The sequence below is a fragment of the Clostridium sp. JS66 genome (assembly GCF_033561535.1).
Lineage (GTDB): Bacteria > Bacillota > Clostridia > Clostridiales > Clostridiaceae > Clostridium_AM > Clostridium_AM carboxidivorans.
Map to the genome: position 1 here is coordinate 5,724,503 of NZ_CP131467.1, position 16,112 is coordinate 5,740,614.

A 16,112-nucleotide genomic window follows, 5' to 3' on the forward strand; every position below is an offset into this window, starting at 1 on the left:
TCATTATGGATTATGCCATTTCTATAAAAGGCCTTACAAAAAAATTTGGTAATTTCACAGCAGTAGACAACTTATCTTTTGACATACCTAAGGGTAAAATTTTTGGATTTCTAGGACCAAATGGCTCGGGGAAATCTACCACTATAAGGATGATTTGTGGTGTATTAAGTCCAACATTAGGTGAAGGAAAGGTTTTGGGATATGATCTTATAAAAGATACGGAAAAAATCAAACAAAATATAGGATATATGTCTCAAAAATTTAGTCTTTATGAAGATCTAACTGTAGAAGAAAACTTAGACTTCTATGGCAACATATATATGCTCCCTAAAAAACTCTTGGAAGAAAGAAAAAAAGAGCTTATTATCATGGCAAATTTAAAGGGAAAAGAAAAAAGCTTGGCTGGAACCCTATCTGGAGGATGGAAGCAAAGATTAGCACTAGGATGTTCATTAATCCATAACCCTAAACTGCTTATATTAGATGAGCCTACTGCTGGTGTAGATCCTGTTTCAAGAAGAGAGTTTTGGCATACAATAACAGAACTTGTTAAGGATGGTATAACAGTTCTTGTAACTACTCACTACATGGATGAAGCCTCTATTTGCGATATTATTGGTTTTATATATAATAGCAAGCTTATTACCATAGATACTCCTGAGAATCTTTACAAGGAACATAATACCGAAAATTTAGAAGAAGTATTTATAAACTATGTTAAAAAGCTTTCTAATAGACAAGTTATATCTTCATTTAATGATTTAAAAGCATCAGAATAAAAGAAGGTGATATAGATGCAATGTAAAAGATTACTTACCATTACTAAAAAAGAGTTTATCCATATAAGGAGAGATAAAGCAAGTTTAATTATAGCCTTACTAATGCCTGTTATGATGCTTTTGTTGTTTGGATTTGCCGTAAATACAGATGTAAACAATGTAAACTTAGCCATTTATGATGGCAGCAACACATTAGAAAGTAGAGAACTTATAAGCAAATTTACTAATTCATATTACTTTAAACTATATGGCTCTATGGATTCTTCGGAAGAAGTAGAAAAATATATAAGCATGGGTAAGGTAAAAGTGGGTCTAATAATCCCTCCTGATTATACAAAAAATTTAAGGAGAAATTCTCAAACAGAGATTCAAGTTCTAGTAGATGGATCAGACCCAACTATAGCTAGAACTGCCATATCCTATTCTCAGCTTATAGCAAATAATTATTCATTTAAAATAAAATCCGTTAATGTAAAAAAATTAACTTTAAAACCTTTAGTACTTTACAATCCAACGCTAGAAAGCAGTAAGTTTAATATTCCTGGAGTAATTGGACTTATTCTTCAAAATATCACTGTAATACTTACATCTTTTGCCATGGTAAGAGAAAGAGAAAAAGGTACCATAGAGCAGCTTATTATGACTCCTGTTACCCCTTTTGAACTCGTAGTTGGTAAACTCATACCTTATACTATAATAGGATTTTTTGATATGGTAATTTCCTTATTACTAGGAAATTTAATATTTGGTGTAGTTGTAAAAGGCAGCATGGCATTACTAATATTTCTTGGAACTTTGTTTTTAATATGCTCTCTGGCAATGGGTATGCTTATATCTACAGTAGCTAAAAATCAACTTCAAGCAATGCAAGCTTCTATAGCCTTATTACTTCCAAGTGTACTTCTTTCTGGCTTTATGTTTCCAAGAGAAGCTATGCCTAAATTTATATACTATTTAAGTAACATACTCCCTATGACTTATTTTTTACAAATACTAAGAGGAATAATTGTTAAGGGTGTAGGAATCTCTTATCTGCTAAGTCCTATTATTTCACTACTAATTTTAATTTTCATAATTATAGGAGCCACTATGAAAAAGTTTAATAAGACATTAGATTAAAAAAATAAAGTTCACTTCAATAAAGGAAGTGAACTTTGTTTTAGTCTAATATTTTTAAAACTTCTACTTCATATTCTCCATCTGGTGATTCAACAGCAACCTTTTTACCAACTTCAATTTTATATAAAGCCGCACCTAAAGGAGATTCTATGCTTATTTTCATATTTTTAACATCAGATTCTACTGAACTTACAAGAGTAACTTCTTCAGTATCATCAATATCATAGAACTTTACAAGAGCTGTTTTATTAATACCAAATACATGATCTTCATCAGAATCTTCAATTATAACAGCATTTTTAAGCTGCTGCTCTAATTCCATTATTCTTGTCTCAGTCATAGATTGATCATCTTTTGCTGCATCATAATCAGCATTTTCACTTAAGTCTCCTTGCGCACGGGCATACTTCAAAGCAGCTTTAATTTCTGCTCTTTTTACAGTTTTCAAATATTCTAATTCTTCTTCTAGCTTTTTCTTACCAGCTTCTGTCAACATTATACTACGCATTAAAAAATCACCTACTATCTTAAATTGTGTTAATCTAACATAATTAACCTCATTTTACTATTATAATATTAGTAAATTAATAATACAAGACGCAGGTTAAGAACATTAATTCATAATTTACTTAATTTTCTCAGGCTCACTATACTTTTTGTTAAAAGTCTCCACTGTTATTTTCTTCATAACTTGTGATAACTTAGGTTTGTCTTTAGAATCTCTATCCACAGAAACTATTTTATCCACTACATCCATTCCTTTAATAACTTTTCCAAAAGCAGCATACTTTCCATCAAGACTTGCTGCATCTCCATGCATAATAAAAAATTGTGATCCAGCTGAATCATTTTCTTGTGACCTAGCCATAGAAATCACTCCTCTTGTATGCTTTAATCCATTCTCAGAAAATCTGTTTTCAGCAAACTCTCCCTTTATCTTATAACCAGGCCCTCCAGTACCATCACCCTTTGGACATCCACCTTGAATCATAAATTTAGGTATAACCCTATGAAAAGTTAATCCATTATAAAAACCCTTATTGGCTAAGTATATAAAATTGTTCACAGTATTTGGCGCTTTAGGATATAATTCAACCTTTATCTCATCACCATTTTCCATAGTTATTGTAGCTATTGGATTAGCAGCATCATGTAATGTTTTTTCATCTACAGCTTTAAATTTTTTAGATCCCTGCACAGAATTTTTCTGGGAACATCCAAAAATTATAAAAGCAGCTATTACACACAACAGCAAAATTATAATTTTATTTAATTTCATTATTACACCTTCTTCTAAATATACTCAATTTAGTATAACTAAAGTAAGTATATTTATCAACTAGATATTCATAAAGTAAGCATAATGCTTTACAATACGAATTAACCTATACTCGGCTTTTTATAATATATGGCACTGTAATAACTGCTATATTTTTTTCTCTTAAAAGAGTATTCTTTAAAATTAATGCAGTATGATTGTGAAGTATATTTCCCCACCAAGCACTAACTACAAATTGAGGCATAACTATAGTCACTACATCTCCTGGATTTGAAGGATATTCTTCCGAAAATATATATTTCATTAAAGGATTTCTAATTTCTCTATAGGGAGATTGTTTTATTACTAATGGAACTGAAATATTATACTTTTTCCATTTACTTTTAAGTTTTTCACTTTCTTCATCATCCACAGATACATGAAAAGCCACTATATCATCTGATAAACATTTTGCATAGTTTAAAGTTTTTAGTACAGATTTATTTAAACCACCAACTGGAACAATAAAGTGTTTTAATTTTTCTTCATTAAACTTTGGTAAATCCTGATTTTCCATACTTAATTGCTCAGCAATTTCATCATAATGTTTTCTTACATTCTTCATTAAATATACTACAAAAGGTATGAGAAAAAATACAACCCAAGCTCCATGTAAAAACTTAGTATATCCTATTATTATAGCTGTAATCAAAGTAACAAGGGCACCAACTCCATTTATAAAAGCTTTATGCCTCCATCCCGCTTTTTTACTTTTTAACCACTTCCCTACCATGCCTGTTTGAGATAAAGTAAATGAAATAAATACTCCCACAGCATACAATGGTAGCAAGAAATGTGTTTCTCCTTTAAAAAGCACAGTTAAAAATATAGCCGCAAAGGATAAAACAATTATTCCATTTGAATAACTTAATCTATCACCTCTAGTTAAAAATTGTCTTGGTACATAACCATCTTTAGCTATAAACGATAAAAGCAAAGGCAAATCAGAAAATGCTGTATTTGCTGCCATTATTAGTATGAGGGTTGTAGCTATCTGCATTATATAAAACATTATTCCCTTTCCAAATACTTGTTCTGCTATCTGAGAAATAACAGTCTTATCAAGGCTAGGTACTGCTTTATATAAAGTAGCCAAATATGATATACCACTGAATATAATCATTATTATTAATGCTAAAAGAAATAAAACTGTTTTAGCATTTTTCTGAGCTGGCTCTTCAAAATTAGGCACTCCATCACTAATAGCTTCTACACCAGTTAATGCAGTACAACCACCTGCAAAAGCTCTTAATATTAATAATATGGTTATATCACCAACAGCTTGAGGAGCATTTTGTATTGGTATTGGAGTGTATCCTAAAATATAAAATTTTATTATTCCATATATTATCATTATTATAGATAACATTATAAAAAAATAAGTAGGTAAACTAAACAATTTAGATGATTCCCTTATTCCTCTCAAGTTACCTATACACATTACTATAATTATTAATACAGTTATAATTACTTTATGAGTTAAAGCTTTAGGAAAAGCTGAAGTTATAGCTGCTGTACCAGCACTAGCACTTACAGCAACTGTAAGCACATAATCTATTGTTAATGATGCGCCTGCTATTAAGGCCCATTTAGTACCTAAATTTTCTTTGGATACTTTATATGATCCACCACCATTAGGATAACTATCTATAGTTTGACGATATGAAAATACTAAGATACATAAAAGTATTACAATAGCTAAAGCAACATAAAACATATATGTATATGACATCATTCCTATAACAGGAATCAAAACCCATAAAATTTCTTCTCCTGCATATGCCACAGAGGATATTGCATCACTAGAAAGTATTGGTAAACCTCTAAATACACTATATTTTTCATGATGAATTTCTTCAGACTTTAAAGGTTTCCCTATTAAAAATTGTTTTAAATTCATTAACATAATACTCACCTCAAAGCTATTTTACCCCATTATTCAAGTTACAATACAATATAAATATGATCAAAGTTTTACAAATACTAGTTAAAAGAGATTAAAATTCTTTATCAATTGATAACATATATCGTCTTGAAAACCTCTTGACTTTTAAGTGATATGCATTTATTATATATGTATATTTAATTATCAACTGATAATAAGTTATAATCTTTAGGAGGCTTTAAAATGAACTCAAAGGTAAAAGTTGCAAGACTTTCTATACTTTCTAATTCAAGTCTTATATTAATGAAAATATTCGTAGGTATATTTACAGGTTCAGTGAGTATTATATCTGAAGCAATACATTCTACTATGGATTTAGCAGCTGCAATTATTGCCTTCTTTTCCGTGAAAATATCTGATAAACCAGCAGATGAGGATCATCCATATGGTCATGGAAAAGTGGAAAATATATCAGGTGTATTAGAATCACTACTTATTTTTGGAGCTTCTGTATGGATAATAGTAGAAGCTGTAAAAAAAATAATGCATCCTAAAGCTGTAGGCTCAATAGGTATAGGATTTATAGTCATGTTTGTATCTGCTTTGGTAAATTATATAGTATCAAAAAAAATATATAAAATTGCTAAACAGGAAGATTCTATAGCTTTGGAGGCAGATGCTCTTCATTTAAAAGCAGATGTTTATACATCTCTAGGTGTTGGTACAGGATTATTGTTAATATGGATCACCAAGTTACACTTTTTAGATCCTGTAGTTGCCATTATAGTTGCTATATTTATTTTAAAAGAAGCTTATGATCTTTTAAAAACAGCTTTTGAACCTCTTTTGGATGTAAAATTATCTGATACACAAATAAACTCAATAAAAGCTGCCATTGACAAGCATAGTGCTGTATACTGTGACTTTCATGACCTAAGGACTCGAAAATCTGGACGTACTAAATATATCGATCTACATTTAGTTTTTCCTGAAAATATGACTATAAAAGATGCTCATGACATTTGCGATATAATAGAAAATGATATTGAAAAATCTCTAAAAAATACTCATGCTATGATACACTTGGAAGCTTGCGACAAAAATTGTTCTTACTGTAAATTTACCAAAAAAGAGAAATGCAAATAAAAAATACCCGTATTCATAAACCATAAATACGGGTATTTTTATTACACTTAATTGCTGCTTCTTAAAATTATTCTATGCTAAAGCATTTAATGCTCTTAATAAATTTTCTATATCCATACCATGAACTTGAGCAGCTTCTTCTAATGATTCAGCTTGTGCTGAAGGGCATCCTACACATCCCATTCCAAAAGTCATTAAAGTTTCAGCAGCTTTTGGATTTACTCTTATTATTTCTCCAATTGTCATGTCCTTAGTTATTTTTTCCATAATACGTACCTCACTTTTTCTTATTTACAATACTAAATTTAGTATCACATTGTAATTGTAATACTTAGTCATTTTCTTATCAAGTATTATTATTTCTTTTATAACAAAAATTTATTATTATTTTTTATTTATAAGCTTAAACTCTGAATTAGTAATTTCAAAATTATTCTTTAAACCATCAGTTATATAAACTTCTTTATTCTTGGTTACAAATATAGCATCTACCCCTTTTAATGTTTTCACATACTCAGGACCCTTTTCCATACCCTTATAAAATATGTTTTTAGTCATAGCATCTGCATCAATAGAGACATCTGTAACTAATGTAACACTAGCAAGGGAATTATCCATTGGGTAACCAGTAAAAGGATTTAAAATATGATGATACTTTTTGCCATCTTTTTCAAAAAACCTTTCATATATTCCAGAAGTTACAACTGTTTTATTAGTAACATTTATTGTAGCAAAGTAATCTCCTGTAGTATTAAATGGATTTTGTACTCCTATTGTCCATGGTTTGCCTTCTGGATTGTCATTAATAGCAAGCACATTACCTCCAAGGTTTACAATAGCATGTTTAACCCCATTTTCCTTTAGTATTCTTGTAGCTTCATCTGCAGCATAACCTTTTGCAATACCACCTAAATCTAAAGACATTCCAGGTTTAGTCAGCATTACCTGCTTGTTTTTCTCATCCATAATAAGATCTTTATAGTTTATTAAAGCTTTTTTTTGGTTTATTTCCTGTATAGAAGGCACTTTAGGATTATCAGTTCCTATTCCCCAAAGCTTAACTAAAGGTCCTATAGTTATATCAAACGCTCCATTAGACTGTTCTGAGTAGTATTTTCCTTTTTTCAAGACATATAAAGTATCATCTGATACCTTAACATAAGACTTTCCAGCCTTGTCAGCAACAGCATCCAACTCAGTTCCACTTTTATTTACACTCATCTTATTTTCTATATCTTTAATTCTTTTATATGCACTGTCAATAGCTTGCTGCTTATTGCCATCGTATACCTTTATGGAACAAACAGTACCTAACATATACTCTGTTTTATCAAGTGGTTGTAAATTCTTTTTTCCACATCCATAAAATACTGAAATACATACTACCATAAAAATTGCTATGCTAACGCTTTTTATTATTTTTTTCATATTCATAACCTCATTTTTACATTTTATTCAAGTTTAATTTTCATGCTATCTTAATAGTTAATAAATGATAAAAAATTTAATCAGTTAAGCTTATAGTAATTATTTAAGTTTAATAGGGAATCCGCATGCAACCATATAAGCTTCATCACTTAAACTTCCTATATATTGATTGACATGACCTAGAATATCACTAAAAATTCTTCCAAGCCTATATCCTGGTACTATGCTCCAGCCCACTTCATTTGTTACTATAATTAATTCTTTATCTTTTTCTTTTGCTATTGTAATTACTTTCTTTACTTCATCTTTTATTTCCTTTTCTAGCTTTGCTATTTCTTCTAATGAAATAGTATCAAAATCAATATTTTTGTCAAACATCAAATTTGTAACCATAGTACCTATACATTCTAACATTACATATTTATTATTGTCCTTTTGCAAAGTTTTATCTAAATCTTTAAATCCTTCATAAGTTAACCATTTTTGATTTCTGCTCTTTTTATGAATTTCTATTCTTTTTTTCATTTCTTCATCTGTAACTTTAGCTGTAGCAATATACAACACATTATCCTTGCCTTCTAAAATTTTTTCTGCAAAAGTACTTTTTCCACTTCTACTTCCACCTGTAACTAATACTATTTTTCCCATGCTAATGCTCTCCTATCATATAAAATTCTTAACTAGTATTGTAATAATAATTAATGCAAGTATTTCATTTAATTCATTACTTGCTCCTAAAGTATCTCCTGTAAGTCCACCTATTTTACTTTTACAAAATAAATTGAATACAAATGTAAAAATTATTCCTGAAATCATTAAAATCACAGTATATTTCCAATGGATCATTAATAATAACACTGCTAAAGTCATTATAAAACTTATAAATAATTGAGTTTTTCCTACATTACTTATAAGAAAGTTTCCTGTACCTGTATTCTTGGCAGTATTGCCTATGTAAGATATGAAAACAGTACAAAATCTAGATATTGCCGGAACCACTATAATTGCCATTGAATATCTAGGAGCTATATATGTTAAAAGTGAATATCTAAACAAAAAATTCATTATTGTTGCAATGCATGCATATGTACCTATTCTGCTATCTTTCATTATTTCAATTATTCTTTCCTCACCCTTAAAAGCAAAAAAACCATCAAAGGTATCCCCTAATCCGTCTATATGAAAGCCGCCAGTAATAATAACTCCAATTAAAATTACTATCACTACTACCACATCAACTGGTAATATCTTTATAAATGCTTCATACACTGCCCACTGAATAATACCAATTATTAAACCTACAATAGGCAAAAAAGTTGACCCTCTCTTAAAATCCTCCATTTCACAAGGTAAATTTATATTTACAGGTATTCTAGTAAAAAATTGAATTACTAACAGAAAACTATTGAATATTTTTTTCATAATAACCTCCTTTGATATTATTTTTAAACTGCAAAAGTTAAGTAAGTATATATTAAATTTAATTATAATTTTTATGTAAATCTAAACATGACATATGCTATCTATATATATATTTCCATACTCATACTTTATAAGAGTTATATCACCATTTTTTGAATTAAACTTCCAAAAAAAATCTAAATTGTTGTCTAAAATATAACAATATACAGACTTTATAACACCACTATGGGTTACAATAAGAATATTGTCATCCTTAAGTTGTAAAACGTTATCCATAAAGTCTTTTATTTTCCCATAAAACTGCACATAACTTTCTCCATTTGGTGGTACTGCATTCTTCCAATCTTCACACCAAACCTTCCACTCTTTCGGATAAGTCTCTTTTATCTCATTATAACTTTTTCCTTCAAATGCACCAAAATTTCTTTCATTTATTCTAAAATCTTCAATTATACTACATTCTTTTTTATCTAATATGATTTTAGCCGTTTGCTTAGCTCTTTTCATCTCACTAACATATACTCTATTAAAGCTTATATTCTCAAGCATTTTTGAACTTTTCTTTGCCTGCATAAAACCGATTTCACTGATTGATACATCTAAATTACCATAATAAAGCTTACTTTTATTGCATTCAGTTTCTCCATGTCTTACAAAATATAAATTCATATAATCCCCCCATCCCTATAGTTCACAAATAAATTATATAGCAAATATGCAAAATGGACAAATCATTATTCATTTGAATAAACATTTATCTATATAAAAATAAACCTGTAGACAATTTCATCTACAGGTTTTCTCTTAAATTTTAAGCAGTGTGTTCATCATCTGACTTCTTAAACTTATTCTTTCTAGACAAATATACAGGATAACCTATTACAGTTAACACAATACCTATTCCAGCATTCATTGGTTGAGTAAATAAAGTATTTAATATTATATAAGCTCCCCCTATAATAGCTATTGCTGGTATTATAGGATATAATGGAACTTTATATGGTCTTGGAAGATTTGGCTGATTTTTTCTAAGCACAAACACTGCAAGGAATGTCATAACATAGAAAATCCATATTACAAAAATCAACAAATCTGTTAATTGGTCAAACTTACCTGAAAATACTAGTAGTATTGATATAATAGTTAATAATATACCTGAATTTATTGGTGTTTTAAATGTAGGATGTAATTTTGCTAACCAAGCACTTCCTGGTAACTTATTTTCTACAGCCATTGCATATGGAATTCTCATTCCTGTTAATATATATCCATTTAATGCTCCAAATATAGAAATTAGTATACCTACAGTTATAATCTTACCACCTGATGGTCCAAAGATTATAGTTGCAACATCAGCTGCTGGTGTTTTTGTTCCTGCAAGAGCAGTTGCTGGTAATACGAAAAGATATGCTACATTTATTAATAAATAAACTGCCATAACTAATGATAATCCACCAACAATAGCTTTAGGTAAATCTTTACCTGGATTTTTCATTTCTCCTGATATAGCTCCAACATTTATCCAACCATCATAAGCAAACATTGTTGCTACCAAAGCTGAACCAAGGCTTGTACCTATAGGGTGATTAACAGCTGTCATTGGGAATAATCTTGCTGCTCCTCCGTCACCTTTCATAAGCCCAACTACTATAATTGCAAATAATGGTACTAACTTACAAACTGTAGCTACAGTTTGAATAGCTCCACCTGTTTTTGACCCTAATGAATTCATACACATTAAAAATACTATAACTATAATTGCTATTATGTTTAACATGGAATCGTTTAAACCTAATAATGATAAAACCTGTGTAGAAAATATTATGGCAAGTGCAGCTATATTAGCAGGAAAATATATAACCGTTTGAGCCCAACCCAAAAGATATCCCCAAAGATCACCATAAGTTTCCTCTAAGTATGCTACCATACCACCTGTTTTCGGTATTGCTGCAGATACTTCAGCAGCTGTAAGTCCTCCTGCTATAGATATAATTCCACCTAAAATCCATGCCGTCATTCCTAATCCTGGTGCTCCAGTTGCTGTAAATACTGCCTTAGGCTTAAAGAATACACCTGAACCGATAACCATACCGATAACGATTGCAAGAGCAGGCACAAGACCTATTTCTTTTTTTAATTCACTTTTGCCCATTTTGAGATTACCTCCCTACAAATTTTAAAGTGTGACAAATTCTTATCACGATAAAATATTAACATCAATTTAACTTTAAATCAAGATAAATTTCATAACAGTTTTTCAATTTTATACAAAATACTAAAAATGACAGGAATTCGCGAACATATTTTGTGATTTTAAAACTTAATCTACTTAGTTCTATTTTTCACATTGTTATATTTTTAACTATGTTGATACAATAAATTAAAACAACTGAATAATTTCTTTCATTTATATCAATAATTCATTAACTAAATAATGCATAATCGTATAACTTATTTTTTTATTTGATATCATTTATTTTACAAAACTTATAGTCTTGTCTTTGTAATTGATTAATTACGCTGTGCAAAACAGATTGCTCTGAATAGCTACAATATGGATAACCATCTTCTCCTCTATCTATTTTTATATCTTCAAATTCAATGTAAGGATGATAAAAAAAACTACCTAATAAATTTTGGTTAAGCTTTCTTATTTTTTTTAACATATTAGAACAATCTTTCTTTCCATCTACATAATCCAAAGGTGTAGGAATATAAATTACTTTTTTCCCATTACTATTAGTTTTGAAAATATGTTCACAACATGTTGCTCCTCCATCTTCTGAATAAGGTTCATATATATAGTTGAATTTTTCTTCTACACTACTAAGTTGATTCTTTAAGATTCCATAATGAGGTGTTTCAAAAAAGTCACATTTTATGCCTAACTTTTCCGCACAATCTAAAGCTTTATTTATTCTTTCCGTTGAATAGCTTTTATCTTCTGGAATGTTATCACTTTTGCTTCGATGAAATTCTAATCCATCAACACTTGTAGTATTTCCATATTGATGTGTGTATCCATGTAATCCAATTACTCCATTTTTATCCACAAAATAGTCCAATGTAAATAAAAAATCTGCATTATACATACTATAACTTTCCGAAATATCGTTATCAATATTATCGCAAGGCTTTACATATCTAGGAACCCAAGCTACATGAAATGGTATATTCTGTTTATATAAGTAATCTGATATTATCCTTAATTTTTCTAAAGCTTCATTTGATGAATATATTCCACCTGCAGTAATATCTTCCAATCTTATAAGAGCTGCTTTATTACCATGCTTTTCCTCACTTAGACCCACTTTATCTCTATTTTTATAAAAATATATAGTTTTATTTTGTATATCCCAATAAGTCTTCAAATTTAATATCTTAGTAAAATCAATCATAGATACATATAATACATTATCCTGTATTATAGCTCTTCTCTTTAAGTCATATTGCTCCTTATTTACAGTAAATTTCTTATTTATACTATCAATTTTAATGTTATCATTTTTAAGGTTAATATTTGCTAAACCATTTTCTATAATTATCTTTCCACCTACTTTTTCAGTTATCTCACTCAAAGGCAAATAATACCTATTACTTTCCACATATATAGGCAATTCTAAATTCAATAATTTATTTTCAAAATTAATTAATATAGAATCTTTTTTCATATCTAATCCTTTGAAATTAGAAATATTTTCTTTGCTTCTATTTAAAATTTCACTGCTGACAAACTTAATACTAAATATAAATAGTAGAAAAAATATTGTTATAAACATTATTAATTTACTTTTAAATATTTTTTTCATCAAATCCTATCCCTTCAATACTTTTTATTGGTTTAACATTTGTAATTTTGCAATATTTATAAGCATATATATTTATATTTTTTACACTTTTTTATTAAATATGTCATTAAAATAAATATAAAAAAACACAATAAGAACTTTACTATTTTGTTACTTTAATGTATTATTATTTATTGGTGTAAAATTACTTTGACAACAAATAATTTTTATTATATAATATTATTAATTATATAATAAGGATGGTGTATATGGATACTTTATCTAGTATTTTTAGAGAAAAAAAATTAAAACTTACTCCACAAAGAATTGCAGTATATAAATTTTTACAATCAACTAAAGAACATCCATCTGCTGAGACAATATATACAGCACTTCAACCAGAATACCCTACTATGAGCCTTGCAACTGTTTATAAGGCTTTAAAAACTTTAGTTGAAGTGAATCTTGTTCAAGAAATCAATGTTGGTGAGGGGAACTTTAGATATGACGGAAATGTGCTTCCACATCCTCACATACAATGTCTTAGCTGTGGAAAAGTAGAAGATATAGACGGAATTTGTTTTTCTGATTTAAATGACAAAATTAAAAGTTATACTGAATATGATGTAGTAGGAAATCAAGTGTACTTTTACGGAATATGCAAAAATTGCAAAAACTAAATTTAACTTAATTGACTTTTTACACTTCAGATACTGAACTTAAAATCTGAAGTGTAAATTTTTTTATTTAAATATATGCTCTGAAATCACATTAATTATACTTTTACTTATAGGCATCATTTACAATTTCTTCCCACATTTTAGTACTTGGCTTACCTGATAACAATTCATCTATTTTAGAAGATATTGCACTTTTTAATTTTTCAGGAACATTTTCCACAAAAATTATATTATTTTCAGTACTTTCTTTTAAGTGCTTAACTACCACAGATTTAACCCCAGATTTTATAGAACTGTTTGCTTTCTTATTTCCAGTTACAAAGCCTTCCTCTACAAGCTTTTTTTGAAAATCGTCGCTTATTATAAATTTTGTAAAACTATTTATTTCTTCACTATTTTTACTGTTTACAGGTGTGCAAAGTATAGAATTACAAATTACAGGTACCACCATTTTTGAGGAATTGCCACCAGTAAAATTTTCTATAATTTTCACATCTTTATTTTCATCCTTAAAATCCTTCACATAATATGATGAACTTATAATCAAAGGTAAATCACCTTTGATAAATTTATTTACACTGCTTTCATTTCCAATTTCAAAAGTATTTTTGCTTATGTTATTTTGTTTTATAAAAGCTGCCATATCATCAAAAGCCTGCTGCATTTCATTTAGAGACTTGTAAAACTCAGCTCCACTATCATACTTGCTTTCTAACTTTCTCATACTAACTTTGTTATTTATTATCATAGAAGCTAATCCATTGTTTATATCTAGATCTTCTGTTAAAATTACAGGAATTTTTATTGATTTTTCATTTAAACTTTTTAATGTGTTCTTTAATTCATCAATACTAGATGGAACTTTTAAATTTTCTTTTTTAAAATAACTTTCATTATAAAAAATTTCTATAGTATATGGAATTAAACCAATTCCATAATATTTATCATTAAATCTTCCATAAGAATTTACTATAGTATAATATTTATCATTAAGTTTACTCTCATCATAAAAATTTCCCATATCACTTAATAAGCCTTTTCTACTTAACTTAATCATATTATTTCTAGAAGTAAATACTATATCAGTATTACTGTTCTTACCTATGTCTTCTTCTATTTTACCTCCTATAGCATTATTAATGCTGACTTTTACTTTAGGGTTATCTTTTTTATATCCTTCTATTGCTGATTTCAATATACTTGAAGACTCTTTATCTTTCAAATCCACATATATATTTAATTGTTTTTCTTTTTCTGAATCCTTTGCCTTATTACAAGCCACAATATTGATAACAAATAGCAATATTAAAAATAATGCTACACTTTTTTTCTTGTAAATCATAAAGTTTAGTTACCTCCTTTCTAGCTAAAAACTTAAACATTAAATTTTTTATATGCAAAGTACTTCTAATTTTATTTTGTACATAATAATTAAATATATAATAATTTCATATAATTAAATGGAGGTGAAACATATGAAATTTAGAGTGATATTTCTAAAAAAGAAATATATTTACTTTATAATACTTACATTGATAATTTTTATATTGATAGTTATACTATCTTTATCAAAACATTATTCTCCCACCTTTAATAGTATTTCTGAAAGCAAAGTATTAAAGGCTGACTTTGATGGTGATGGAAAAAAGGACATACTATCAGTAAAAAGATTTGATGATAAGTATTCTATGGATGTCAAAATTAAAGATAAAAGTTATCCCATTACACCATATAAAAACTCCTCTGCTTTATTTAATTACTCACCTTACTGGCCTATGCGAGTAACTCTTATGGATGTATCAAGGGATAAAATTCCTGAAATATTTATTCAAGCTTCAAATAGAGACAACCCTGCTCAATATGTTTTTGTTTGGAATGGCAGTAAATTTGATAATGTACTTTCAAATTCCAATAATATTTTAGGATTTATTGATTGCAAAAATAATAAAACTCCAAAGGTACTATCAGGCAAGCTTCAAGGCAACACTGTTACTCTTTCAAATTATATATTTTTAAATTATAAATTTAAAAATTATAATTATGATAACAATCCTACTTTTATGGGTACAGACACAATAGCTACTTTTATTCAATTTATACAGAGTCTTCCTCAAGGAGAATCTTATAAACCTAAAGATATATTTATCCCCAACTTATCTGATAAAAATTTGCCACTTATAAAACAACTATCTTCAGATAATAACACTTATGTATTTCAAGATGGTATATTTAAAGAAAATAAGTGTAATGAAGACGGAGAAGTTTCTGAAGTATATTGGACTTTAAATTTCAGAGGAATATCAAATTCAGATAAAAATCTAATAAAAAACTATACTATAAATCTTTTATTAACTCCTAGTGAAGTTAACAAAGGAAATTACTACTTTAAAATTTCTTATTTATTTTAAAAAAACAAAAGGGACCGTTTTACGGTCCCAAGGGGGATGGGGGGTTATAGTATCAAACAAACTAAAATGTAATTTGCTTGACACTTTAGGAGATTATATCTCCTAATTACATTTATTATAATATCCTACTTTGAAAAAT

The 16,112-nt window shown here is 28.4% G+C and carries 16 protein-coding genes; 5 read left to right on the plus strand and 11 right to left on the minus strand.

The features are described 5' to 3' along the window. Positions 1 to 5 precede the first annotated feature (5 nt). Complete coding sequence (locus Q6H37_RS26555; protein WP_318737895.1) at positions 6 to 779, plus strand: ABC transporter ATP-binding protein; 774 nt, start codon at positions 6 to 8, stop codon at positions 777 to 779. A 15-nt stretch (positions 780 to 794) separates the two neighbouring features. Then, complete coding sequence (locus Q6H37_RS26560) at positions 795 to 1,898, plus strand: ABC transporter permease (RefSeq protein ID WP_318737896.1); 1,104 nt, start codon at positions 795 to 797, stop codon at positions 1,896 to 1,898. A gap of 40 nt (positions 1,899 to 1,938) precedes the next feature. Here Q6H37_RS26560 and greA read toward each other — a convergent pair whose 3' ends face one another. The 3 genes from greA to Q6H37_RS26575 form a co-directional block, all read right to left on the minus strand. Beyond that, positions 1,939 to 2,406: a transcription elongation factor GreA gene (gene greA / locus Q6H37_RS26565; protein WP_318737897.1), complete on the minus strand. Its 468-nt coding sequence runs from the start codon at positions 2,404 to 2,406 to the stop codon at positions 1,939 to 1,941. A gap of 117 nt (positions 2,407 to 2,523) precedes the next feature. After that, positions 2,524 to 3,177: a peptidylprolyl isomerase gene (locus Q6H37_RS26570; protein WP_318737898.1), complete on the minus strand. Its 654-nt coding sequence runs from the start codon at positions 3,175 to 3,177 to the stop codon at positions 2,524 to 2,526. Between the two features lie 106 nt (positions 3,178 to 3,283). Next, positions 3,284 to 5,122, minus strand: a complete 1,839-nt coding sequence (locus Q6H37_RS26575; protein WP_318737899.1) for an APC family permease — start codon at positions 5,120 to 5,122, stop codon at positions 3,284 to 3,286. Positions 5,123 to 5,344: 222 nt separating this feature from the next. On the opposite strand from Q6H37_RS26575, the gene Q6H37_RS26580 reads away from it, so the two are divergent. Continuing rightward, positions 5,345 to 6,247, plus strand: coding sequence for a cation diffusion facilitator family transporter (locus tag Q6H37_RS26580; RefSeq protein ID WP_318737900.1), 903 nt, complete (start codon positions 5,345 to 5,347; stop codon positions 6,245 to 6,247). 72 nt (positions 6,248 to 6,319) lie between these two features. Here the strand turns inward: Q6H37_RS26580 and Q6H37_RS26585 are convergent, their stop codons facing one another. From Q6H37_RS26585 to Q6H37_RS26615, 7 genes are all read right to left on the minus strand, one after another. After that, complete coding sequence (locus Q6H37_RS26585; RefSeq protein WP_007062705.1) at positions 6,320 to 6,514, minus strand: DUF1858 domain-containing protein; 195 nt, start codon at positions 6,512 to 6,514, stop codon at positions 6,320 to 6,322. A gap of 117 nt (positions 6,515 to 6,631) precedes the next feature. Further along, positions 6,632 to 7,675: an FAD:protein FMN transferase gene (locus Q6H37_RS26590; protein WP_318737901.1), complete on the minus strand. Its 1,044-nt coding sequence runs from the start codon at positions 7,673 to 7,675 to the stop codon at positions 6,632 to 6,634. A gap of 99 nt (positions 7,676 to 7,774) precedes the next feature. Continuing rightward, on the minus strand, positions 7,775 to 8,323 hold the full coding sequence (gene cobU / locus Q6H37_RS26595; RefSeq protein WP_318737902.1) for a bifunctional adenosylcobinamide kinase/adenosylcobinamide-phosphate guanylyltransferase: 549 nt from the start codon (positions 8,321 to 8,323) through the stop codon (positions 7,775 to 7,777). A gap of 15 nt (positions 8,324 to 8,338) precedes the next feature. Next, on the minus strand, positions 8,339 to 9,097 hold the full coding sequence (cobS, locus tag Q6H37_RS26600; protein ID WP_318737903.1) for an adenosylcobinamide-GDP ribazoletransferase: 759 nt from the start codon (positions 9,095 to 9,097) through the stop codon (positions 8,339 to 8,341). 81 nt (positions 9,098 to 9,178) lie between these two features. Beyond that, positions 9,179 to 9,766, minus strand: coding sequence for an alpha-ribazole phosphatase (gene cobC / locus Q6H37_RS26605; RefSeq protein WP_318737904.1), 588 nt, complete (start codon positions 9,764 to 9,766; stop codon positions 9,179 to 9,181). 142 nt (positions 9,767 to 9,908) lie between these two features. Next, complete coding sequence (locus Q6H37_RS26610; protein ID WP_318737905.1) at positions 9,909 to 11,249, minus strand: APC family permease; 1,341 nt, start codon at positions 11,247 to 11,249, stop codon at positions 9,909 to 9,911. Positions 11,250 to 11,556: 307 nt separating this feature from the next. Beyond that, complete coding sequence (locus tag Q6H37_RS26615) at positions 11,557 to 12,906, minus strand: DUF2334 domain-containing protein (protein WP_318737906.1); 1,350 nt, start codon at positions 12,904 to 12,906, stop codon at positions 11,557 to 11,559. Between the two features lie 248 nt (positions 12,907 to 13,154). Here Q6H37_RS26615 and Q6H37_RS26620 point away from each other — a divergent pair, with 248 nt between their 5' ends. Then, positions 13,155 to 13,565 carry a transcriptional repressor gene (locus tag Q6H37_RS26620; RefSeq protein ID WP_318737907.1) on the plus strand — a complete coding sequence of 137 codons (411 nt, stop codon included), beginning with the start codon at positions 13,155 to 13,157 and terminating at the stop codon, positions 13,563 to 13,565. 103 nt (positions 13,566 to 13,668) lie between these two features. On the opposite strand, the gene Q6H37_RS26625 is transcribed toward Q6H37_RS26620, so the two are convergent. After that, complete coding sequence (locus tag Q6H37_RS26625; protein ID WP_318737908.1) at positions 13,669 to 14,907, minus strand: ABC transporter substrate-binding protein; 1,239 nt, start codon at positions 14,905 to 14,907, stop codon at positions 13,669 to 13,671. Between the two features lie 133 nt (positions 14,908 to 15,040). Here Q6H37_RS26625 and Q6H37_RS26630 point away from each other — a divergent pair, with 133 nt between their 5' ends. Further along, entirely contained in the window at positions 15,041 to 15,973 is a 933-nt protein-coding gene (locus Q6H37_RS26630) for a VCBS repeat-containing protein (RefSeq protein WP_318737909.1), read from the plus strand. The last annotated feature ends 139 nt before the right edge of the window (positions 15,974 to 16,112 follow it).